Source organism: Acidovorax sp. FW305-C-20-28, assembly GCF_058783375.1.
Window position 1 is genome coordinate 170,543 of sequence record NZ_JBYSYM010000007.1, and the last position, 22,131, is coordinate 192,673.

A 22,131-nucleotide genomic window follows, 5' to 3' on the forward strand; every position below is an offset into this window, starting at 1 on the left:
GGATGGGATGGATGGGGGTGAAGTTCAGGCGAACTGGCGGATGTCCACGAAGTGGCCGTGCACCGCTGCGGCGGCGGCCATGGCGGGGCTCACCAGGTGGGTGCGGCCGCCGGCGCCCTGGCGCCCTTCGAAGTTGCGGTTGCTGGTGCTGGCGCAGCGCTCGCCCGGCTCCAGCCGGTCGGCGTTCATGGCCAGGCACATCGAGCAGCCGGGCTCGCGCCATTCGAAGCCCGCGGCCTTGAAGATCTCGTGCAGGCCTTCGCGTTCGGCCTGTTCCTTGACCAGGCCCGAGCCGGGCACCACCATGGCCAGCTTCACGTTGCTGGCCACCTTGCGGCCCAGGTTCTTGACCACGGCGGCGGCTTCGCGCATGTCCTCGATACGGCTGTTGGTGCACGAGCCGATGAACACCTTGTCGATGGTGATGTCGTTGATCGGCTTGCCCGGTTCCAGGCCCATGTAGGTCAGCGCTCGCTCGATGGCGCCGCGCTTGTTGGCGTCCTTTTCCTTGTCGGGGTCGGGCACGCGGGCGTCGATGCCCAGCACCATCTCGGGCGAGGTGCCCCAGGTGACCTGCGGCTGGATCTGCGCGGCGTCGAGCTTGACCACGGTGTCGAACTGCGCATCGGCGTCGGAGTGCAGCGTCTTCCAGTAAGCGACGGCCTGGTCCCATTCCACGCCCGTGGGCGACAGGGGGCGGCCGCGCACGTACTCGATGGTCTTCTCGTCCACGGCCACCAGGCCTGCGCGCGCGCCGCCTTCGATGGCCATGTTGCAGACCGTCATGCGGCCTTCCATGGACAGGCTGCGGATGGCCGAGCCCGCGAACTCGATGGTGTAGCCCGTGCCGCCGGCCGTGCCGATCTTGCCGATGATGGCCAGCACGATGTCCTTGGCCGTGATGCCCTTGGCGAGCTGGCCGTCCACCTGCACCAGCATGTTCTTGGCCTTCTTGGCCAAGAGGGTCTGGGTGGCCATCACGTGCTCCACCTCGGAGGTGCCGATGCCGTGGGCCAGCGCACCGAAGGCGCCGTGCGTGCTGGTGTGGCTGTCGCCGCACACCACGGTCATGCCGGGCAGGGTGGCGCCGTTTTCGGGGCCGATCACGTGCACGATGCCCTGGCGCTTGTGCATGAACGGGAAGAAGGCCGCAGGGTGGATCTGCGCCATGTTGTCGTTCAGCGTGGTGATCTGTTCCTTGCTGATCGGGTCGGTGATGCCGTCATAGCCGGCTTCCCAGCCCGTGGTGGGCGTGTTGTGGTCGGCCGTGGCCACGATGGAGCTGGTGCGCCACACCTTGCGGCCGGCCTCGCGCAGCCCTTCGAAGGCCTGGGGGCTGGTCACCTCGTGCACCAGGTGCCGGTCGATGTAGAGGATGGAGGTTCCGTCCTCTTCCGTGTGGACGACGTGCTCGTCCCAGATCTTGTCGTACAGGGTGCGTCCCATGGTGCGTCTCTTTCAGGTGGGTGTGTGATTTTAGTGGGGCATGCCCGCAGGCGCGGCTGCGCTGGCGGGCGGCGGAGGGGCCAGGTGTTCTGCCAGCAACCGGGCGGTGACGGGCAGGGCGTTGAAGTCGCGGGCCACCACCTGCAGTTCGCGGTGGGCCCAGGCATCGGTGAGGGGGACGGCGCGCAGGCTGCCCACGCCGCGCATCAGCGCAAAGGCGCGGTCGGGCAGCAGGCCCACGCCCAGGCCGTTGTCGATCATGCGGCACATGGCATCCAGGCCCGTGACCTGGATGCGCTGGCGCAGCGGGCGCCCGACCGCGGCGGCTGCGGCCCGCATGGCCAGGCTGATGCTGCTGTTGGCGTGCAGGCCGACGATGTCCCAATCCAGCACCTCCTCGAAGCCGATGGCGGTGTGCTGGGCCAGGGCATGCACCTCGGGCACCACCAGCACCAGGTGGTCGGCGCGGTAGGGGCGGCTTTGCAGTTCGGCGGCGCCGTTGCCCGTGGCCATGGCGACATTGCAGATGCCCAGGTCGGCCGCGCCTTCGTGCACGGCGCTCAGCACATCGCTGCTCAGGTGTTCCTGCAGGTCGATCTTGATCTGGCTGTGCTCGCGCGCAAAGGCGCCCAGGTCCTCGGGCAGGAACTGGAAGATGGCCGAGATGTTGGCGTGCATGCGCACATGGCCGCGCACGCCGTCGGCGTACTCGCTGAGCTCGCCCTGCATGCGCTCCAGGCCGAAGAGCACGGTGCGCGCGTGGTGCAGCAGGCTTTCGCCGGCCGGGGTGAGCGTCACGCCCCGGCTGTGGCGGTACAGGAGGGCCGTGTCCACGGCGGTTTCCAGGTCCGACAGGCGCTTGCTCACGGCCGAGGCGGCGATGAATTCACGCTCCGCCGCGCGGCCGATGCTGCCGAGCTCGCACACCGCCACGAACAGCTGCAGCGAGGTGAGGTCTATGCGGCGCGCAAAACTGCGCTCGGAGCTTTTCATCGGGTCTCTTGAATGCTTTGTGCTTCTCGTTTGGAGAAGGCGAACTGCTATTTTCCTCTAAAAGAATGCCTGCTGTCATCGCGAACGGCGATGTCGTCCATCGCGTCTGCGGTCTTCTTGGCATGCGCAGGCCCATGAAAAAACCGCACGGGCCTGGTGGCGCCGTGCGGTTTTCTGGGGGGGCGATCAGCTGAAGAAATTCTTCAGCCGGTCCGTCCAGCTCTCGCCACTGGGCGAATGGCGCGAGCCGCCCTTCTTGAGCGATTCCTCCAGTTCGCGCAGCAGCTTGCGCTGGTGCTCGGTCAGTTTGACGGGCGTCTCGACCGCGATGTGGCAGTACAGGTCGCCCGGGTAGCTGGCGCGCACGCCCTTGATGCCCTTGCCGCGCAGGCGGAACTGCTTGCCCGCCTGGGTGCCTTCGGGGATGTCGATGGCTGCCTTGCCGGCCAGGGTGGGCACCTCGATCTCGCCACCCAGTGCGGCCGTGATGAAGCTCACGGGCACCTGGCAGTGCAGGTCGTCGCCATCGCGCTCGAAGATGTCGTGCTTCTTCAGGCGGATCTCGATGTACAGGTCGCCTGGCGGGCCGCCGTTGGTGCCTGGCTCGCCATTGCCCGTGCTGCGGATGCGCATGCCGTCGTCGATGCCCGAAGGAATCTTCACTTCCAGCGTCTTTTGCTTCTTGAGCTTGCCCTGGCCATGGCAGGTGGTGCAGGGCTCGGGGATGATCTTGCCCGTGCCGCGGCAGTGCGGGCAGGTCTGCTGCACGCTGAAGAAGCCCTGGCGCATCTGCACCGTGCCGCTGCCCGAGCAGGTCGAGCAGGTCTTGGCGCTGGTGCCGGGCTTGGCGCCGCTGCCGTGGCAGGTGTCGCAGCTCTCCCACGAGGGGATGCGGATCTGCGCATCCTTGCCGCGTGCGGCTTCCTCCAGGGTGATCTCCATGGCGTAGCTCAGGTCGCTGCCGCGGTAGACCTGGCGGCCACCGGCGCCGCGGCCCCGTCCGCCCTGCTGGCCGAACATGTCGCCGAAGATGTCGCCGAACGCCTCGGCAAAGCCGCCGAAGCCCTCGGCGCCTGCGCCACCCGGGCCACGCATGTTGGGGTCCACCCCGGCGTGGCCGTACTGGTCGTAGGCGGCCCGCTTTTGCGGGTCCGAGAGCATTTCGTAGGCCTCCTTGGCCTCCTTGAACTTCTCTTCGGCGGGCTTGGCGGCATCCCCCTGGTTGCGGTCAGGGTGGTGCTTCATCGCCAGCTTGCGATAAGCCTTCTTGATCTCTTCGTCCGAGGCGTTCTTGGGAACGCCCAGGACTTCGTAAAAATCGCGTTTGGACATGGTCTTTCTGGGCCCGGTTGGAACAGGAACGCCGCGCAAGCCCCCTTGTCAGGAAACTCGCGCGGCGGCTCGGATCAAACGGGGCGTGCTCAGCCCTTCTTGACTTCCTTCACCTCGGCATCGACCACATTGTCGTCGTCGGGCTTGTTGGCACCGCCGGCAGCAGCCTGCTGGGCCGATGCATCGGCTGCGCCGGCGCCAGCGGCGGCCTGGGCGGCTTGCGCGTCGGCATACATCTTCTCGCCCAGCTTCTGGCTGGCGGCCATCAGGGCCGTCGTCTTTTCCTCGATGGCGGCCTTGTCGTCACCCTTGAGCACGTCTTCCAGGGCCTTCACGGCCGAGGTGATCGCGTCCTTCTCGCCCGCATCGAGCTTGTCGCCGTGCTCGGCCAGGCTCTTGTTCACGCTGTGCACGGCGGCTTCGCCCTGGTTGCGCGCCTGGATCAGCTCCAGCTTCTTCTTGTCGTCGGCCGCGTTCAGTTCGGCATCCTTCACCATCTTCTGGATTTCTTCTTCCGACAGGCCCGAGCTGGCCTTGATGGTGATCTTGTTTTCCTTGCCCGTGCCCTTGTCCTTGGCGCCCACGTGCAGGATGCCGTTGGCGTCGATGTCGAACGACACCTCGATCTGCGGCACGCCGCGCGATGCGGGAGGGATGCCTTCCAGGTTGAACTCGCCCAGCAGCTTGTTGCCCGAAGCCATTTCGCGCTCGCCCTGGAACACCTTGATCGTCACGGCCGGCTGGTTGTCGTCGGCGGTCGAGAAGGTCTGTGCGAACTTCGTCGGGATCGTGGTGTTCTTGGTGATCATCTTGGTCATGACGCCGCCCAGGGTCTCGATGCCCAGGGACAGGGGGGTCACGTCCAGCAGCAGCACGTCCTTGCGGTCGCCCGACAGCACCTGGCCCTGGATGGCGGCGCCCACGGCCACGGCTTCGTCAGGGTTCACGTCCTTGCGGGGTTCCTTGCCGAAGAATTCCTTGACCTTCTCCTGCACCTTGGGCATGCGGGTCATCCCGCCGACCAGGATCACGTCATGGATGTCGGACACCGACACGCCGGCGTCCTTGATGGCCGTGCGGCAGGGCGCGATGGTGCGCTCGATCAGCTCTTCCACCAGGGCTTCCAGCTTGGCGCGGGTCAGCTTGATGTTCAGGTGCTTGGGGCCCGAAGCGTCGGCCGTGATGTAGGGCAGGTTGATGTCGGTCGCAGCCGAGTTGGACAGCTCGATCTTGGACTTCTCGGCCGCTTCCTTCAGGCGCTGCAGGGCCAGCACGTCCTTGGACAGGTCCACACCTTGTTCTTTCTTGAACTCGGTGATGATGTAGTCGATGATGCGCTGGTCGAAGTCTTCGCCGCCCAGGAAGGTGTCGCCGTTGGTCGACAGCACTTCGAACTGCTTTTCGCCGTCCACGTCGGCGATCTCGATGATGGACACGTCGAACGTGCCGCCGCCCAGGTCATACACGGCGATCTTGCGGTCGCCCTTTTCCTGCTTGTCCAGGCCGAAGGCCAGGGCCGCAGCGGTGGGTTCGTTGATGATGCGCTTGACGTCCAGGCCCGCGATGCGGCCGGCGTCCTTGGTGGCCTGGCGCTGGGCGTCGTTGAAGTACGCGGGCACCGTGATCACGGCTTCCGTGACCGGCTCGCCCAGGTAGTCCTCGGCCGTCTTCTTCATCTTGCGCAGGATGTCGGCCGACACCTGCTGGGCCGACAGCTTGTTGCCGCGCACTTCGATCCAGGCGTCGCCGTTGTCGGCGGCCACGATCTTGTAGGGCATCAGGTCGATGTCCTTTTGCACTTCCTTTTCCGTGAACTTGCGGCCGATCAGGCGCTTCACGGCGTACAGCGTGTTCTTGGGGTTGGTCACGGCCTGGCGCTTGGCCGAGGCGCCGACGAGGATCTCGCCGTCTTCCTGGTAGGCCACGATGGAGGGCGTGGTGCGGGCGCCTTCGCTGTTCTCGATCACGCGGGTCGTGTTGCCCTCCATGATGGAGACGCAGCTGTTCGTGGTGCCCAGGTCAATACCGATGATTTTTCCCATTTTCTTCTCCGCGATGTTTGAGTGATTTGGATGATTGGTAACTTGTGGATAACTTGGCTGGCTTCAAGCCGTTGTCCACCAAATTTATTTATTTCGGGGCCGTGACGGTCACGAGCGCCGGGCGCAGCACGCGGTCGGCGATCTTGTAGCCCTTTTGCAGCACGGCCACCACGGTGTTGGGTTCCTGGTCGGCGGGCGCCACGCTGATGGCCTGGTGCTGGTGGGGGTCGAACTTCTCGCCCGCAGGCGGGTTGATGGCCAGCACCTTGTTGCGTTCCAGTGCCGAGGTCAGCTGGCGCAGGGTGGCGTCGGCGCCCTCGCGCAGCTGCTGGGGCGTGGCCTCCTTGATGGCCAGGGCCGCATCCAGGCTGTCGGCCACGGGCAACAGGCTCTCGGCAAAGCTCTCGATGCCGAACTTGCGGGCCTTGGCCACTTCGTCCTCGGCACGGCGGCGGGCGTTCTCGGCCTCGGCCTTGGCGCGCAGGAACTGGTCGGCCAGGTCGGCGCTCTTGGCCTTGAGCTCGGCCAGCTCGCCTTGCAGGCGCGACAGCTCGTCAGAGGCATTGGCGGCCATGGCGGCTTCAATTTCTTCGGGGGAGGCGTCTTGGGAGGTGGTGGGCTGGCTGTTATCGGACATGTCGGGGTCTTCGTAAATAAAACAGTACGCGCACAAGGTTGGGCGTGTGTGTGGTATTTCAAGTTCGTGCGCCATGCAGGGGCATCGGCGGCAGCGAAGCGAGGGGAATGGGCAGGGCAGCAGCCCGTTTCTGGCAGGGGGAGAGTGTACAAGGTCAAAGATGCGGGCTATAATCTACGGCTTTGCCCTTGCCACACCGCTTCTGGACGCAGCGGGTGGTCTCATCCAAAAGGAGTCTGCATGCGTCATTACGAAATCATTTTGTTGATCCACCCGGATCAAAGCGAACAAGTTCCAGCCATGCTGGAGCGCTACAAGGGCATGATCACCGCTGGCGGTGGCAAGGTGCACCGCGTGGAAGACTGGGGCCGCCGTCAACTGGCGTACCTGATCAACAAGCTGGCCAAGGCCCACTACCTGTGCGTGAACATCGAAGCCGACCAGGCTGTGATGGCTGAACTGGAGCACGCCTTCAAGTTCAACGACGCCGTGCTGCGCCACCTGACGGTTCAGAAGAAGAAGGCCGAGACCGGTCCTTCCTCGATGATGAAGACCGTCGAGCGCGAAGAAGCCCGCAAGGCCAGCCAGGCGGAATACGCCGCTGCCGGCGAGCGCTGATCGCCCACCGCCCTTTCGGGAGTGGAGAACCGCGTCGTCTTGACGGCCTGTATCGCCGAGGCTGAGGCCCTGCGCTACACCCCCGCCGGTCTGCCTGCCATCACCCTGCGGCTCGAACACGAGTCCAGGCAAAACGAGGCAGGCGAACCCCGGGACGTCAAGGCAGCCATGAAGGCCGTTGCATTCGGTGCGATGGCCGAGCGGTTGGCAAGGCAGCAGATTGGGAGTCGATGGACTTTCAACGGCTTTCTCGCCACGCCGCGCAATGGCCGCAACGCCGTGCTCCACATCCAGGATATTCAACAAAATTAATTTTCAAGAGGTCCGCAATGGCCACGTTCAAGAAGTTCAACAAAGACAAGCGCCCAAAGCGCAACACCCAGTCCCTGCTGTTCAAGCGCAAGCGCTTCTGCCGCTTCACGGTGACCGGTGTTGAAGAAATCGACTACAAGGATGTCGACACGCTGCGCGATTTCATCGCCGAAAACGGCAAGATCATCCCCGCGCGCCTGACCGGCACGCGCGCCATCTTCCAGCGCCAGCTGAACACCGCCATCAAGCGCGCCCGCTTCCTGGCCCTGGTGCCTTACAGCGACCAGCACAAGATCTAAGGAGCACAACCCATGCAAATCATTCTGCTCGACAAGGTTGTGAACCTCGGCAACCTGGGTGAAATCGTCAAGGTCAAGGACGGTTACGCTCGCAACTTCCTGATCCCTTCGGGCCGCGCCCGCCGCGCCACCGAAGCCGCCAAGGCCGAGTTCGAAGCCAAGCGCGCCGAACTGGAAAAGGCTGCTGCCGCCAAGCTGGCACAAGCCCAGGCTGAAGGCGAAAAGCTGGCCGGCACCACGGTCAAGCTGACGCAAAAGGCTGGCGTGGACGGCCGCCTGTTCGGCTCCGTGACCAACCACGACATCGCCGAAGAGCTGAACAAGCAAGGCTACAAGGTCGCCAAGTCGCAAGTGCGCCTGCCCAACGGCCCGATCAAGGTCGTGAGCGACAGCGCTGTGAGCGTGGCCCTGCACACCGACGTGGTTGTGGAAATCAACGTCTCGGTCTACGGCGAAACCGCCTGATCGCCGTCGCGTAGCCTCCCTCTGCGCGATTCGCTGGAAGCCGCCCTCGGGCGGCTTTCGTCTTTTCGATCCGGCCCTCTGTACAGGGTTGCCCACCGGTAATCCACAGGTTGCCCAAAGGCTTGTCCCGGCCGCCCGGAGAAATCCATGTCCGCTGTCTTTCCCCCGCTCGAAGACCAGGGAGCGCTGCCATCCTCCAGTGACGACCAGGAGATCGCCAAGCTGCGCACGCCGCCGCACTCCATCGAGGCCGAGTCCAGCGTGCTCGGCGGCCTGCTGCTGGACAACAACGCCTGGGACCGCGTGGGCGACCTGCTCAAGGATGGTGATTTCTACCGCTACGAGCACCAGGCGATCTTTGCGGCCATCGGCGCCCTGATCAACGCCAGCAAGCCGGCCGATGTGATCACCGTGTTCGAGCAACTGACGAACCAGGGCAAGGCCCAGGAAATCGGCGGGCTGACCTACCTGAACAACCTGGCGCAGTACGTTCCGAGCGCCACCAACATCCGCCGCTACGCCGAGATCGTGCGCGAGCGGGCCATCTTGCGCAAGCTGGTCACGGCCAGCGACGAGATCTCCACCAATGCCTTCAACCCGCAGGGCAAGACGGTGGAGCGCATCCTGGACGAGGCCGAGGCCAAGATCTTCGCCATCGGCGAAGAGGGCTCGCGCAACAAGCAGGGTTTTCAATCGCTCGACAACCTGGTGATCGATCTCCTGGACAAGGTCCAGGAGATGGCCGACAACCCGGCGGAGGTGACCGGCGTGCCCACGGGCTTCGCCGACCTGGACCGCATGACTTCGGGGCTGCAGGCGGGCGACATGATCGTGCTGGCGGCACGCCCGTCCATGGGCAAGACCTCGTTTGCGGTGAACATCGCCGAGCATGTGGCGCTCAACGAGGGCCTGCCGGTCGCCATCTTCTCCATGGAAATGGGTGCCGCCCAGCTGGCGGTGCGTATCGTGGGCTCCATTGGCCGCGTGAACCAGGGCAACCTGCGCACCGGCAAGCTCACCGACGACGAATGGCCGCGCCTGACCGAGGCCATCGAGCGGCTGCGCACCGTCTCGCTGCACATCGATGAAACCCCGGGTCTGACCCCGGGCGAGTTGCGTGCCAACGCGCGCCGGCTGGCGCGCCAGTGCGGCAAGCTCGGCCTGATCGTGGTCGACTACCTGCAGCTCATGAGCGGCTCGGGCGCCGGCAGCGCCGACAACCGCGCCACCGAGCTGGGCGAGATCTCCCGGGGCCTGAAGATGCTGGCCAAGGAGCTGCAGTGCCCGGTGATCGCGCTGTCGCAGCTCAACCGCTCGGTGGAGCAGCGCACCGACAAGCGTCCCATGATGTCCGACCTGCGCGAATCGGGCGCCATCGAGCAGGACGCTGACATCATCATGTTCATCTACCGCGACGACTACTACAACAAGGACAGCAAGGAGCCCAACGTGGCCGAGGTCATCATCGGCAAGCAGCGTAACGGCCCCACGGGTACCGTGAAGCTGTTCTTCCAGAAGAACCAGACGCGCTTCGAAAACCTGGCCATGGGCGGTGGTGATGACTATTGATCCCCCCTGAGGCGCTTTGCGCCATCCCCCCAGGGGGACGCTCCCGGTGCGGCGGGGCGGCCCTTGCACGGGAGCGCTGGCAGGGCCGCGCCCAACTTCAAAGGCTGGAAATGAAAAGGCCCCTGCCGTTGGCAGGGGCCTTTTCATCGTTGGGCAGCGCGGTTCTTTAGAGTACTTCGCTGGCGAAATCGGCCAGACGTGAGCGCTCACCCCGCGCCAGCGTGATGTGGCCGCTGTGGGGCCAGCCCTTGAAGCGGTCCACCGCATAGGTCAGGCCCGAGGAGCCTTCGGTCAGGTAGGGGGTGTCGATCTGCGCCAGGTTGCCCATGCAGATGATCTTGGTGCCCGGGCCTGCGCGCGTGATCAGTGTCTTCATCTGCTTGGGCGTCAGGTTCTGCGCCTCGTCGATGATCACGTACTTGTTCAGGAAGGTGCGCCCGCGCATGAAGTTCATGCTCTTGATCTTGATGCGGCTCCTGATCAGCTCGTTGGTGGCGGCGCGTCCCCACTCGCCGGCATTGCCGCCGTCGCCCTTGGCCAGGAATTCGAGGTTGTCGTCGAGGGCGCCCATCCAGGGGCCCATCTTCTCTTCTTCCGTGCCGGGCAGAAAGCCGATGTCCTCGCCCACGCTCACCGTGGCGCGGGTCATGATGATCTCGGTGTAGCGGCGGTCATCGAGCACCTGGGTCAGGCCCGCGGCCAGGGCCAGCAGGGTCTTGCCGGTGCCGGCGGTGCCGGTCAGGGTCACGAAGTCGATCTCGGGGTCCATGAGCAGGTTCATGGCGTAGTTCTGCTCGCGGTTGCGCGTGGTCACGCCCCAGACCGCATGCTTGGCCGAGCCGTAGTCCTTGAGGGTCTGCAGCACCGCCGTCTTCTCGCGGATCTCGCTCACGCGTGCGAACAAGCTGGGTTCGCCGGGCGCCTCGAAGTACACGAACTGGTTGATCATCAGCTGCGGCACGATGGGGCCGCCGATGCGGTAGTAAGTGTGCACTCCGCTTTGCCAGCTCTCCACGTTCTTGCCACTCTTGACCCAGAAGTCGGGCGGCAGGGCGAGCACGCCCGAGTACAGCAGGTCGCCGTCTTCCAGGGTCTTGTCGTTCTGGTAGTCCTCGGCGGCCAGGCCCAGCGCGCGTGCCTTGACGCGCATGTTGATGTCCTTGGACACCAGCACCACCTCGCGCGGCGCATGCAGCTTGCGCAGCGCTTCCACCACGCCCAGGATCTGGTTGTCCGCCTTGCCCTGCGGCAGGCTGGTGGGCAGGCTGTAGTCCAGCGGTGCGGTCTGGAAGAACAGGTGGCCGCCGGCCGCGCGCTGGCCGGTGGAGTCGAGCTTGAGGCCGTGGGCGATGTCGGCACCCTGCACCCCGGCCAGGGCGTCGAGCGTGCGGCTGGTCTGGCGGCCGTTGCGGGCCACTTCGGTCATGCCCTTCTTGTGGCCGTCGAGCTCCTCCAGCACGATCATCGGCAGGAAGATGTCGTGCTCTTCGAAGCGGAACAGGCTGGTCGGGTCGTGCAGCAGCACATTGGTGTCCAGCACGAACAGCTTGGTCGGGCCGCTGGGGCGCGCGCGCTTGGTGGTGGTGCGTGTGGCCGCTGTCGGCGCGGAAGCACTGCCGGAGGTCTTCTTGGTAGTGCTGCGCGGGGTCGCGGTCGCGGGCGTGGCCGGCGCCTTGGCGCGGCTGCTTGCGGCTGCGGGCACCGCTACCGGGGTGGCGGTCACGGTCGCTGCGGGGGCGGGCACGGCCTGCAGGGTGGCGCGGCCGGTGGTCGTCTTGCGGGCGGGTGTGCGGGGGGCGGGGAGTTCCGGGGCCTCTGTGGCCGCAGGCTGCGCTGTGGCGCGGCCGGGTTTGGCCACCACGTCATAGGCATCGGGGGAGAGCAGGGCGGCGCGGCGGCTGGGGGCGGGAGGAAGGGGCATGGTGTACGGGCCTCGGTCTGGTAGGGATCAGAAAGCAAAAAGCCGCCTGGAGGCCAAGGCGGCTTTGTCGGGGAAGGCTGGCGTTGCAAAATCCGGAAGCATCGACCCCATTATGCCCATTCCCGGTGGCGCTTCCGAAGTGGGTGGATGCGCCTGTTGCGTGGATGCCCGCCGGGTGGCTTCAGGCGGCTTTCTTCAGGGCCTTGATGCTTTTGACGGCCTTGAGCACTTCGTCCACGTGGCCGGGGACCTTCAGGCCACGCCATTCCTGCACCAGCAGGCCGTCGGGACCGATCAGGAAGGTGCTGCGCTCGATGCCCTTGACCTTCTTGCCGTACATGATCTTGTTCTTGACCACGCCGAACATGTGGCACATCTTCTCTTCGGTGTCGGCGATCAGCTCGAACGGCAGTTCCAGCTTTTCCTTGAAGTCGTCGTGCGACTTCATGTTGTCGCGCGACACGCCGAACACGGCAGCGCCGGCCTTCACGAAGTCCTTGTACTTGTCGCGGAACTGCATGGCCTCCGTCGTGCAGCCCGGGGTGTTGTCCTTGGGATAGAAGTACAGCACCAGAATCTGGCCGAGGTGGGAGGTGTTGGAGACCTTGATTCCACCGGTTGCGTTGGCTTCAAATTCAGGGAGGGGTTTGTTGACAACGATCGCCATATCACTTCAATCTCTCAGGATGTAGTCGTTGATAAGCCAGGGGAGTGGGGGTGTTTTTGCTTTTGGAGGGCCCCTGACCGCAACCGGAGATTTTACCCTGAAACGGACTCTTTCGCGAATCGCATTCTGTAACCAAAGTACACAGGCCGGAACCTGTTCGGTACCTCCGTCGCCCTGGGGCGAGGGTCAGGGCGCTGCCTCCAGCAGCAGTGCCGCGACCACATTGCGCCCCTCGCCGGCCAGGATGTTGTAGGTGCGGCAGGCGGCCGCCGTGTCCATGGTTTCCAGGCCCAGGCGGCGCGCCATCAGCGGCTGCAGCCAGGCCGGGGGCGGAAAACGGTTGCGCTGGCCGCTGCCGAAGATGACCAGCTCGGTCTCGAGCTGTGCCAGTTCGGCAAAGTGCTCGGCCGTGAGGTCCTCGTAGCGCGCGCAGGGCCAGGCCTGGCGCAACCCGTCCGAGCCCACGATCACGCTGTGCGTGATCTTCTCGCCATCCACCCCGATCCAGCCCGGGCCATAGCCCGTGACGGTTTGTACGTTGGCTTTGTCCGGCTGGAATTTCATGGTGTGCGTCGGGTGCGCGGCGCGGGCCCGGGGGCCCGCCTCGCTGGTGATCTGTGGTCAAATTATAGGTTTCGCCCATTGGCCGGCCCCGTTGGCTGACCCTGGTGCGAGCCGCACTTTTTGTCCACCGCATCTTCCAGCGCATGAAAACCGTCCAGAAATCCGCCAAGCTTGCCAACGTCTGCTACGACATCCGGGGCCCGATCATGGACGCGGCCAAGAAGATGGAAGAGGATGGCCACAAGATCATCAAGCTCAACATCGGCAACCTCGCGGTGTTCGGTTTCGATGCGCCCGAAGAGATCCAGCAGGACATGATCCGCAACCTGCCCAACTCGGCCGGCTACTCGGACAGCAAGGGCATCTTCGCGGCCCGCAAGGCCGTGATGCACGAGACCCAGAAGCAGGGCATCAAGGGCGTGGCCCTCGATGACATCTACCTGGGCAACGGCGCCAGCGAACTCATCGTGATGGCCACCAACGCCCTGCTGGACGATGGCGACGAGCTGCTGCTGCCCTCGCCCGACTACCCGCTGTGGACGGCTGCGGCCAGCCTCTCGGGCGGCACGCCCGTGCACTACCTGTGCGAAGAGGCCAATGGCTGGATGCCCGACCTGGCCGACATCCGCGCCAAGATCACGCCGCGCACCAAGGGCATCGTGGTCATCAACCCCAACAACCCCACCGGGGCGCTGTACTCGGACGAACTGCTCAAGGGCATCGTCGCCATCGCGCGCGAGCATGGCCTCGTGATTTTTGCCGACGAGGTCTACGACAAGGTGCTGTACGACGGTGCCACGCACACCGCCATCGGCTCGCTCAGCGAGGACGTGCTCACCCTCACCTTCAACTCCCTGTCCAAGAGCTACCGCTCCTGCGGTTACCGTGCGGGCTGGCTGGTGGTCTCGGGCGACAAGAAGCCCGCGAAGGACTACATCGAGGGCCTGAACATGCTCTCCAACATGCGCCTGTGCGCCAACGTGCCCGGCCAGTGGGCCGTGCAGACGGCGCTGGGCGGCTACCAGAGCATCAACGAACTGGTGTGCGAGGGCGGCCGCCTGCGCAAGCAGCGCGACCTGGCCTATGAGCTGATCACCGCCATCCCGGGCGTCACCTGCGTGAAGCCGCGCGCCGCGCTGTACATGTTCCCGCGCCTGGACCCGGCCATCTACCCCATCCAGGACGACCAGCAGTTCTTCCTGGAGCTGCTGCAGGAGACCAAAGTCATGCTGGTGCAGGGCACGGGCTTCAACTGGGCCGCACCCGACCATTTCCGCATCGTGTTCCTGCCCCATGAGGACGACCTGCGCGACGCCATCGGCCGCGTGGCGCGCTTCCTCGAGCAGTACCGCAAGCGCCAGCAGACCGCCGTTGCCTGAGGCGGCCGGGCCCGCTGACCGACAGACAGACAGGAGACCTGCCCATGCGCCACCGCCATGCCGCCCGATCCCTGGCACTGCCCGTCTGCTTGGCTGCGCTGGCGCTGCCGGCGCAGGCCGCTGACAAGGACCCCGTGGGCTTTCGGCACAAGGACTGGGGCCTGCAGTGCGACAACACCCGGGCCTGCCGGGCCGTGGGCTACCAGGCGGAGGCCGGCGACTCCGGCCCCGTCTCCATCCGCCTGGCGCGCGAGGCCGGGCCGGGCACGCCAGTGCTGGTGGACCTGCAGGTGTCCAGCGACAACGCCACCCCGGCGGCGCTCAACCTCAAGGTGGGCAAGCTGGCCCTGACCGGCCTCAAGGGCGAGATACCCCGTGTACCCGCCGGCCAGGTGGCTGCGCTGCTGCAGGAGCTGCAGAAGAACGACGAGGCCACCGTCACGGCGGGCAAGGAGCAGTGGGTGCTGTCGCTGGCGGGCGCCAGCGCCGTGCTGCTCAAGATGGACGAGGCGCAGGGCCGCATCGGCACGCCCGGAGCCCTGGTGCGGCGGGGCAGCAAGCCCGAGTCCTCGGTGCCGGCCGCCGTGCCGGCGCCGGTGGTCAACGCCGTGCTGCCCCTGCCCGAGCGCAAGGGCGACGCCGCCCTCGCCAAGCCGCTGCTGGCGGCCATCAACCTCAAGGAGGTGGATGAGCGCTGCAATGGCGATCCGCCCAAGCCGGCCGACGTGCAGGTCCATCGCCTCACTGAGCGCAAGGTGCTGCTGTCCATCCCGTGTGCCATGGGCGCCTACAATTTCGGTGGACTCAACTGGCTGGCCAACGACCGCCCGCCCTACCAGCCGCAGCCACTCGACGCCGAAGGCGAATTCGATGCGGCCGATGGTTCGATCCGCTCCTCCATGAAGGGACGCGGCATCGGTGACTGCTGGTCCATGCAGGAATGGCACTTCGACGGCAAAGGCTTCGTGCTGACCGGCGAATCCGGCGACAGCATGTGCCGCGGCTTTGCCGGCGGCGCCTGGCAACTGCCCTCCTATACCGCCAAGGTGGTCCTGCCCACCAACCCCGCTTCCAAGAAACCCTGATTTTTATGACCATGAAACCCATCCAAGTAGGCCTGCTGGGCATCGGCACCGTCGGCAGCGGCGTGTTCAACGTGCTGCAGCGCAACCAGGAAGAAATCCGCCGCCGCGCGGGCCGCGGCATCGAGATCACCATGGTGGCCGACCTCGATGTGGCACGCGCCCGCGCGGTCGTGGGTGAGGGCGTCCAGGTCGTCAACGACGCCCGCGCCATCATCGCCAACCCCGACATCGACATCGTCATCGAGCTCATCGGCGGCTACGGCATCGCGCGTGCCCTGGTGCTCGAAGCGATTGCGGCCGGCAAGCACGTGGTCACCGCCAACAAGGCGCTGCTGGCCGTGCATGGCACCGAGATCTTCGCGGCCGCATCGGCCAAGGGCGTGATGGTGGCCTTCGAGGCCGCCGTGGCCGGGGGCATCCCCATCATCAAGGCGCTGCGCGAAGGCCTCACGGCCAACCGCATCCAGTGGATTGCCGGCATCATCAACGGCACCACCAACTTCATCCTGTCCGAGATGCGCGACAAGGGCCTCGATTTCGACGTGGTGCTCAAGGAGGCCCAGCGCCTGGGCTACGCCGAGGCCGACCCCACCTTCGACATCGAAGGCGTGGACGCTGCCCACAAGGTTACGCTGATGAGCGCCATCGCCTTCGGCATCCCGGTGCAGTTCGACAAGGCCTACGTCGAGGGCATCACCAAGCTGGGCGCGGCCGACATCAAGTACGCCGAGCAACTGGGCTACCGCATCAAGCTCTTGGGCATCACCAAGCGCGCGGACAAGGGTGTGGAGCTGCGCGTGCACCCGAGCCTGGTGCCCGCCAAGCGCCTCATCGCCAACGTCGAAGGCGCCATGAACGCCGTGGTGGTGCAGGGCGATGCCGTGGGCTCCACGCTCTACTATGGCAAGGGCGCGGGCAGCGAACCCACGGCCAGCGCCGTGATCGCCGACCTGGTGGACATCGCCCGCCTGCACACGGCCGACCCCGAGCACCGCGTGCCGCACCTGGCCTTCCAGGCGAACACGCTGGCCGACGCCATGGGCACGCTGCCGCTGCTGCCCATGAGCGAAGTGGTCACCAGCTACTACCTGCGCCTGCGCGTGGCCGACCAGGCCGGCGTGCTGGCCAAGGTCACCGGCCTGCTGGCCGAGGCCGGCGTCAGCATCGATGCAGTGCTCCAGCGTGAAGCCGATGAAGTGGGCGGCGAAGGCTCCACCCAGACCGACCTCATCATCCTCACGCACGACACGCGCGAAGGCACCATGGACGCCGTGATCGCCCAGATGCAGGCCCTGCCCACCGTGCTGGCCCCGATCACGCGCATCCGCAAGGAAGAGCTCAACTGACCCCGGCGCACCCATGATGCAGCCCCGCCACCGCCATGCCCTCCGTCGTCGCTGCGCTCACGCTCGCGGCACTGCTGCGGCTGTCGCTGGTGGAGATGCCGCGCTGGCACCTGGCGTTCTGGTTCGCCCTGCTCGTAGGGCTGGCGCTCAGGCCGTCCCTGCCGTTCATGGACGTGCTCCTCAACGGGCTGGGCAGCTTTGCCGCGTCCTGGCTGTACTTCGTGCTGCTCGAACGCACCGACAACCGGGCCGACCGGGGGCTGCACTGGCTCATCCTGATCGCTGGCTATGCGCTCCTCATCGCCTCGCGCCTCTGCCTTGACATCCGTGTCTACGGCATCAGCATTTGAACCCTGACGGGAACCCCATGAAATACCTCAGCACCCGCGGCCATGCAGACCGCAAGCAGTTCTGCGACATCCTGCTCGAAGGCCTGGCCCCCGATGGCGGCCTGTACCTGCCCGAGCACTACCCACAGGTCGACGATGCCATGCTCACGCGCCTGCGCAAGGCCTACCATGAGCAGGGCTACGCCGAGCTGGCCTTCCAGATCCTGTCGCTGTACATCGACGACATTCCGGCCGCTGACTTGAAGGCCCTGTGCGAGAAGACGTACACCGCCGAGGTCTTCGGCACCGGTGAGATCGTGCCCCTGCGCCATCTGGAAAACAGCCTCTGGCTCGAAGCCCTGTCCAACGGCCCCACGCTGGCCTTCAAGGACATGGCCATGCAACTGCTGGGCAACCTGTTCGAGTATGAACTGGGCCGCCGCGGCGAAGAGCTCAACATCCTGGGCGCCACCAGCGGCGACACCGGCAGCGCGGCCGAGTACGCCATGCGCGGCAAGAAGGGCGTGCGCGTCTTCATGACCAGCCCGCACGGCCGCATGAGCGCCTTCCAGCAGGCGCAGATGTTCAGCCTGCAGGACGAGAACATCCACAACCTCGCCATCGAAGGCGTGTTCGACGACTGCCAGGACATCGTCAAGGCCGTGAGCAACGACCTCGCGTTCAAGCGCAAGTACAAGATCGGCACCGTCAACTCCATCAACTGGGCGCGCCTGCTGGCGCAGGTGGTCTACTACTTCGCCGGCTATGTTCAGGCCACCGAGCGCAACGACCAGAAGGTCAGCTTCACCGTGCCCAGCGGCAACTTCGGCAACGTCTGCGCGGGCCATGTGGCGCGCATGATGGGCCTGCCCATCGCCAAGCTGGTGGTGGCCACCAACGAGAACGACGTGCTCGACGAGTTCTTCCGCACCGGCGTGTACCGCGTGCGCGGCAGTGCCGATACGCACGAGACGTCGAGCCCCTCGATGGACATCAGCAAGGCCAGCAACTTCGAGCGCTTCGTGTTCGACCTGCTGGGCCGCGACGGTGCGCGCACCAAGGCCTTGTTCGGCGACGCGCTGGCCAAGGAGGGACGGTTCGACCTGAGCCGCGATCCGAAGTTTGCCGAGGCCGCTGCGCGCTATGGCTTCGAGAGCGGCAAGAGCACCCATGCCGACCGCCTGGCCACCATCAAGGACAACTTCCAGCGCCACGGCGTGACCATCGACACCCACACCGCCGACGGCGTGAAGGTGGCCCTGGAGCACCACAGCGACCCCGCCGTGCCCATGATCGTGCTGGAGACGGCCCTGCCCATCAAGTTCGCCGAGACCATCGTCGAAGCCCTGGGGCAGCCGCCCGAGCGCCCGGCGAAGTTTGCCGGCATCGAAGACCTGCCCAAGCGCGTGCAGGTGATGCCTGCCGATGTGCGCCAGGTGCAGGCCTATATCGAGCGCCACTGCCAGTGAGGCGCCGCCTGCCCGCCAGGGCAGTCCGCGCCGCTTGTATCGGGGCGCCCTGGGCGTCCCTGTCGCTCCGTGACGGAGCTTGGTGGACCATGGGTGGCATGGCCTTGTGCAGGAGCATGGGATGAAGGTGGTAGGTTTTGCAGGGTTCTCCGGCAGCGGCAAGACCACGCTGGTCGAGCAGCTCATCCCCGAGATGCGGCTGCGCGGACTGCGGGTCTCGGTGGTCAAGCACGCGCACCACAGCTTTGACATCGACCATGTGGGCAAGGACACCTGGCGCCACCGCGAGGCCGGTGCCTTCGAGGTCGTGGCGGCTTCCGACCGGCGCCTGGCGCTGGTGCGCGAGTTCGAGCGGCCGGCCGAGCTCACCGTGCACCACCTGCTGGCCGAGCTGTACCAGGGCGTCGACTGGGTGCTGGTGGAGGGCTTCAAGGACAGCGACCTGCTCAAGGTCGAGGTCTGGCGTGCCCCCGAAGTCGGCCAGGCCCCACGGCCGGTGCGCTACGCCGAGGACGATTTCGTGGCGGCCGTCGCCACCGATGCGCCGGAGCAGCTGCCCGTGCCCACGGGCCTGCCCCTGCTCGACCTGAACAACCCGGCCCAGGTCGTGGACTGGTTGTTGCACTACGCCGAGCGTTTCGAATACGACTGGGATCTGCACCAATGAAGCCCCAAGCCGCCTTCAAGCCCCTCAAAGCCCTGGCCGAGGCCTTGGGCGAACTGCTCGACCGCGCGACCCCGCTGGCCGGCACCGACACCGTCACCACCTTCGAGGCCGACGGCCGGGTGCTGGCCCGGGATGCCGTCTCGTCCCTGCAGGTGCCCCCCAACGACAACAGCTCCATGGATGGCTATGCCGTGCGCAGGGCCGACGTGGCGGCGGCGGGCGTGGTGCTGCCCGTGTCGCAGCGCATTGCCGCCGGCAGCGCGGGCACGCCCCTGCAACCGGGCACGGCCGCGCGCATCTTCACGGGGGCGCCGATTCCCGAGGGCGCCGATGCGGTGCTGATGCAGGAAGACTGCGAAGCCCTGGACGACGGCCGCGTGCGCATCAACCTGGTGCCCAATGCCGGCCAGTGGATACGCCGGGCCGGCGAGGACATCACCCGGGGCGCCGTGGTGCTGTCCGCCGGCACCCGCCTGGCGCCTGCGGAACTGGGCCTGGCCGCGAGCATCGGCCTGCACCAGCTGCAGGTGGCGCGCCGCCCGCGCGTGGCGCTGTTTTCCACCGGCGATGAACTGGTCATGCCCGGAGACGTGCCGCCCGAACAGATGCGCCCGGGTGCCATCTACAACAGCAACCGCTTCTTCCTGCGGGCCATGCTGCTGCGCCTGGGCTGCGAGGTGACCGACCTGGGCATCGTCCCCGACCGGCGCGATGCGACCATCGAGGCGCTGCAGCGTGCCAGCGAAGCCCACGACCTGATCCTGACCAGCGGCGGCGTGTCCGTCGGCGAAGAGGACCACATCAAGCCTGCCGTGGAATCGATGGGAACGCTGGACCTCTGGCAGATCGCCATGAAGCCGGGCAAGCCCTTTGCCTATGGGCGGGTCGGCAATGCCCATTTCATGGGTCTGCCGGGCAACCCGGTGTCGAGCTTTCTGACCTTTGCGCTGCTGGTGCGTCCCTTCCTGCTGCGCCTGCAGGGCGTGCAGGCCGTGGCCCCGCGCGCACTGCCTGCCACGGCCCATTTCACCTGGGCCCGGGCCGACAAGCGCCGCGAGTTCCTGCGCGTGCGCCACAACGCAGCGGGCGGGCTGGACCTGTTCTCCAACCAGAGCTCGGGCGTGCTCACCTCCGCCGCCTGGGGCGATGGCGTGGTCGACAACCCCGCCGGGCAGACCATCGCACCGGGTGATACGGTGCAGTTCATTGCGTTTGCGGAGCTGCTGGGATGAAAGTCACCGTGCGCTACTTCGCCTCCATCCGCGAGGCCATCGGCCAGGGCAGCGAAGCGGTGGAGACCGCTGCCGCGACCCTGGGCGGGCTGCGCGACGAGCTGATCGCGCGCGGCGGCACCCATGCGGCCAGCCTGGCCCGGGGCCGGGCCGTGCGCATGGCGTTGGCCCAGGTGATGAGCACCGAAGACGCCGCCTTGCACGAGGGCGCCGAGGTGGCGTTCTTCCCGCCCGTCACGGGCGGTTGAGCCTGTCGCCGGCTACAGGGTCCGCAGGCGCTGCATCAGGGCCGGCGAGGCCGCCATCATCGGTGCGCGCAGCTCATTGCACACCTCGCCCGTGTGCGCGAGCACGGCCTTGAGCGGGGCGGGGTTGGGCTCGGCAAAGCAGGCCTCGATCCAGGGCTGCAAGGCCTGCCAGATGTGGCGGGCCCCGGGCAGGTCGCCTGCGTGCAGCAGGCCCATCAGTTCCACAAACCGGGGCGTCTGCCAGTGCGCGCTAGCAGAGATGGCGCCGGCACCGCCCAGTGCCAGCGTGTTGAAGATCTGTGCGTCTTCGCCGGTCAGTACCTGCAGGCGGCCATCGGCGATCAGCGCCTGCGTCTTGTTGAGGTTGCCCCCACAGTCCTTGATGGCCTGGATGCGGGGGTGTGCCGCCAATTCCAGCAGGGTCTCGGTGGCGAGCGTGGCGCCCGTGCGGTAGGGAATGTCGTAGAGCACCACGGGCGCCGTGCTGGCGTCGGCGATGGCGCGGAACCAGTGCAGCAGGCCCTGCTGCGAGGGGCGGATGTAGTGCGGCGCGGACACCAGCAGCCCCGCCAGCGGGTAGCGCGCCAGGGCGCTCACCTGGTCCAGCACCTGGCCCTGGTGGTAGCCCGAGACACCCATCACCACGGGCCGGCCCCGGGCGGCCTCGAGCACGGTTTCCAGCACCTGCAGCTGCTCGGCCTTGTCCAGGGCCGCGGCCTCCCCGGTGGAGCCGCAGGCGACGAAGCCCGAGACGCCTTCGTCGCGCAGCCGGGCGGTCAGGGCCGCGAGGGCCGGGTGGTCGACCGCGCCGTCCTTGAATGGCGTGACCAGGGCGATCCAGAGCCCGCTGAAGACGGAGCGGGCGGGGGCGGTTGTCAGGGAGGGCATGCGAAACATCCTTTCAGGGTTCGACCAAGGGAAGAACCGTCCAGAGGAAAGGCGCGCGGAATGCCGGGAAGGGAAAGAGAAAAGAAAGGAAGTCGCTTCTCTGCCAGGTGGTTCCGTCGCTCATCCGGACGGAACCACAGCTCCGGTCAGATGAGCTCTGGTTTTTTGGCTTTGGCCACGTGCTGCACGGCCACCGCGGGTGCGGTGTTCAGGGCCAGGGTGCTGCAGGTGGTCATGGTGCGCAGTATAGCGGCAAGCGCTGCGGGCGTCAGCCGGCCAGTGGCGCGGGCTCGGCAGGGGGCAGCAGTTCGGGGCACTGCCAGACCAGCAGCTCGGCCAGGCGCGTCACGATCCAGGTGGCCTCGGGCACCGAGACGCCGGACTCGCCCGTGCACAGCCCGGCATGGATGCGCCGCAGGATCTCGGCCTCGGAAGGGGCCTGCACGTGGTAGAGCGTCTGCGCATGTTCCACCAGGTGGCCGGCCAGGTCTTCGCACAGCTCGTAGCGGCTGCGCACCACGCTGGCGGGCTCGCGCAGGCGCTGGCGCGCGTCGCTGTACACGGCCATGAAGGAGGGGGGAACGTGGATCTGGTTGTCGTCTTCGTACATGGGGCGAGAAAGC

23 protein-coding genes are annotated in these 22,131 nt (G+C 66.4%); 13 read left to right on the forward strand and 10 right to left on the reverse strand.

Annotated features, from left to right (window positions below):
• Positions 1-24: 24 nt before the first annotated feature.
• The 5 genes from leuC to grpE all read right to left on the reverse strand — a co-directional run bounded on the left by leuC (position 25) and on the right by grpE (position 6,450).
• Positions 25-1,446 (reverse strand): 3-isopropylmalate dehydratase large subunit, encoded by a 1,422-nt coding sequence (gene leuC, locus AC3WOH_RS10925; RefSeq protein ID WP_492229372.1) that lies wholly within the window; start codon positions 1,444-1,446, stop codon positions 25-27.
• 30 nt (positions 1,447-1,476) lie between these two features.
• Complete coding sequence (locus tag AC3WOH_RS10930) at positions 1,477-2,439, reverse strand: LysR family transcriptional regulator (protein WP_492229373.1); 963 nt, start codon at positions 2,437-2,439, stop codon at positions 1,477-1,479.
• Positions 2,440-2,625: 186 nt separating this feature from the next.
• On the reverse strand, positions 2,626-3,771 hold the full coding sequence (gene dnaJ, locus AC3WOH_RS10935; RefSeq protein ID WP_184858208.1) for a molecular chaperone DnaJ: 1,146 nt from the start codon (positions 3,769-3,771) through the stop codon (positions 2,626-2,628).
• Between the two features lie 89 nt (positions 3,772-3,860).
• Positions 3,861-5,813, reverse strand: a complete 1,953-nt coding sequence (gene dnaK, locus AC3WOH_RS10940; protein ID WP_492229374.1) for a molecular chaperone DnaK — start codon at positions 5,811-5,813, stop codon at positions 3,861-3,863.
• Positions 5,814-5,901: 88 nt separating this feature from the next.
• Complete coding sequence (gene grpE, locus AC3WOH_RS10945) at positions 5,902-6,450, reverse strand: nucleotide exchange factor GrpE (RefSeq protein ID WP_184858219.1); 549 nt, start codon at positions 6,448-6,450, stop codon at positions 5,902-5,904.
• Positions 6,451-6,690: 240 nt separating this feature from the next.
• On the opposite strand from grpE, the gene rpsF reads away from it, so the two are divergent.
• From rpsF to dnaB, 5 genes are all read left to right on the forward strand, one after another.
• Complete coding sequence (rpsF, locus tag AC3WOH_RS10950; protein ID WP_015013245.1) at positions 6,691-7,068, forward strand: 30S ribosomal protein S6; 378 nt, start codon at positions 6,691-6,693, stop codon at positions 7,066-7,068.
• A 21-nt stretch (positions 7,069-7,089) separates the two neighbouring features.
• Positions 7,090-7,380 (forward strand): primosomal replication protein N, encoded by a 291-nt coding sequence (gene priB / locus AC3WOH_RS10955; protein WP_184858220.1) that lies wholly within the window; start codon positions 7,090-7,092, stop codon positions 7,378-7,380.
• A gap of 17 nt (positions 7,381-7,397) precedes the next feature.
• On the forward strand, positions 7,398-7,679 hold the full coding sequence (gene rpsR, locus AC3WOH_RS10960) for a 30S ribosomal protein S18 (RefSeq protein ID WP_005795932.1): 282 nt from the start codon (positions 7,398-7,400) through the stop codon (positions 7,677-7,679).
• Between the two features lie 12 nt (positions 7,680-7,691).
• Complete coding sequence (gene rplI / locus AC3WOH_RS10965; RefSeq protein WP_492229375.1) at positions 7,692-8,144, forward strand: 50S ribosomal protein L9; 453 nt, start codon at positions 7,692-7,694, stop codon at positions 8,142-8,144.
• 147 nt (positions 8,145-8,291) lie between these two features.
• A complete protein-coding gene (gene dnaB / locus AC3WOH_RS10970) occupies positions 8,292-9,713 on the forward strand; it encodes a replicative DNA helicase (protein WP_492229376.1) in 1,422 nt (473 codons plus the stop codon).
• 166 nt (positions 9,714-9,879) lie between these two features.
• Here dnaB and AC3WOH_RS10975 read toward each other — a convergent pair whose 3' ends face one another.
• From AC3WOH_RS10975 to AC3WOH_RS10985, 3 genes are all read right to left on the reverse strand, one after another.
• Positions 9,880-11,634: a PhoH family protein gene (locus AC3WOH_RS10975; protein ID WP_492229377.1), complete on the reverse strand. Its 1,755-nt coding sequence runs from the start codon at positions 11,632-11,634 to the stop codon at positions 9,880-9,882.
• A gap of 181 nt (positions 11,635-11,815) precedes the next feature.
• Positions 11,816-12,301 carry a peroxiredoxin gene (locus AC3WOH_RS10980; protein WP_184858228.1) on the reverse strand — a complete coding sequence of 162 codons (486 nt, stop codon included), beginning with the start codon at positions 12,299-12,301 and terminating at the stop codon, positions 11,816-11,818.
• Positions 12,302-12,487: 186 nt separating this feature from the next.
• Positions 12,488-12,865: an Mth938-like domain-containing protein gene (locus AC3WOH_RS10985; RefSeq protein ID WP_492229378.1), complete on the reverse strand. Its 378-nt coding sequence runs from the start codon at positions 12,863-12,865 to the stop codon at positions 12,488-12,490.
• Positions 12,866-13,008: 143 nt separating this feature from the next.
• Here AC3WOH_RS10985 and AC3WOH_RS10990 point away from each other — a divergent pair, with 143 nt between their 5' ends.
• The 8 genes from AC3WOH_RS10990 to AC3WOH_RS11025 all read left to right on the forward strand — a co-directional run bounded on the left by AC3WOH_RS10990 (position 13,009) and on the right by AC3WOH_RS11025 (position 20,620).
• Positions 13,009-14,244: a pyridoxal phosphate-dependent aminotransferase gene (locus AC3WOH_RS10990; protein ID WP_184858232.1), complete on the forward strand. Its 1,236-nt coding sequence runs from the start codon at positions 13,009-13,011 to the stop codon at positions 14,242-14,244.
• Positions 14,245-14,288: 44 nt separating this feature from the next.
• A complete protein-coding gene (locus AC3WOH_RS10995; protein ID WP_492229379.1) occupies positions 14,289-15,329 on the forward strand; it encodes a DUF1176 domain-containing protein in 1,041 nt (346 codons plus the stop codon).
• An 11-nt stretch (positions 15,330-15,340) separates the two neighbouring features.
• On the forward strand, positions 15,341-16,675 hold the full coding sequence (locus AC3WOH_RS11000; protein WP_492229380.1) for a homoserine dehydrogenase: 1,335 nt from the start codon (positions 15,341-15,343) through the stop codon (positions 16,673-16,675).
• 35 nt (positions 16,676-16,710) lie between these two features.
• On the forward strand, positions 16,711-17,025 hold the full coding sequence (locus tag AC3WOH_RS11005) for a response regulator (protein ID WP_492229381.1): 315 nt from the start codon (positions 16,711-16,713) through the stop codon (positions 17,023-17,025).
• A gap of 17 nt (positions 17,026-17,042) precedes the next feature.
• Positions 17,043-18,473 carry a threonine synthase gene (gene thrC, locus AC3WOH_RS11010; RefSeq protein ID WP_492229382.1) on the forward strand — a complete coding sequence of 477 codons (1,431 nt, stop codon included), beginning with the start codon at positions 17,043-17,045 and terminating at the stop codon, positions 18,471-18,473.
• A gap of 121 nt (positions 18,474-18,594) precedes the next feature.
• Positions 18,595-19,140: a molybdopterin-guanine dinucleotide biosynthesis protein B gene (mobB, locus tag AC3WOH_RS11015; RefSeq protein ID WP_492229383.1), complete on the forward strand. Its 546-nt coding sequence runs from the start codon at positions 18,595-18,597 to the stop codon at positions 19,138-19,140.
• Complete coding sequence (locus AC3WOH_RS11020; protein ID WP_492229384.1) at positions 19,137-20,372, forward strand: molybdopterin molybdotransferase MoeA; 1,236 nt, start codon at positions 19,137-19,139, stop codon at positions 20,370-20,372. The genes mobB and AC3WOH_RS11020 overlap by 4 nt, the downstream gene beginning before the upstream one ends.
• Positions 20,369-20,620, forward strand: coding sequence for a MoaD/ThiS family protein (locus AC3WOH_RS11025; RefSeq protein WP_492229385.1), 252 nt, complete (start codon positions 20,369-20,371; stop codon positions 20,618-20,620). Before AC3WOH_RS11020 ends, AC3WOH_RS11025 begins: the two co-directional genes overlap by 4 nt.
• 12 nt (positions 20,621-20,632) lie before the next feature.
• Here the strand turns inward: AC3WOH_RS11025 and dapA are convergent, their stop codons facing one another.
• Positions 20,633-21,508, reverse strand: a complete 876-nt coding sequence (dapA, locus tag AC3WOH_RS11030) for a 4-hydroxy-tetrahydrodipicolinate synthase (protein ID WP_492229386.1) — start codon at positions 21,506-21,508, stop codon at positions 20,633-20,635.
• Positions 21,509-21,776: 268 nt separating this feature from the next.
• Entirely contained in the window at positions 21,777-22,118 is a 342-nt protein-coding gene (locus AC3WOH_RS11035) for a hypothetical protein (protein WP_184858252.1), read from the reverse strand.
• Positions 22,119-22,131 lie beyond the last annotated feature (13 nt).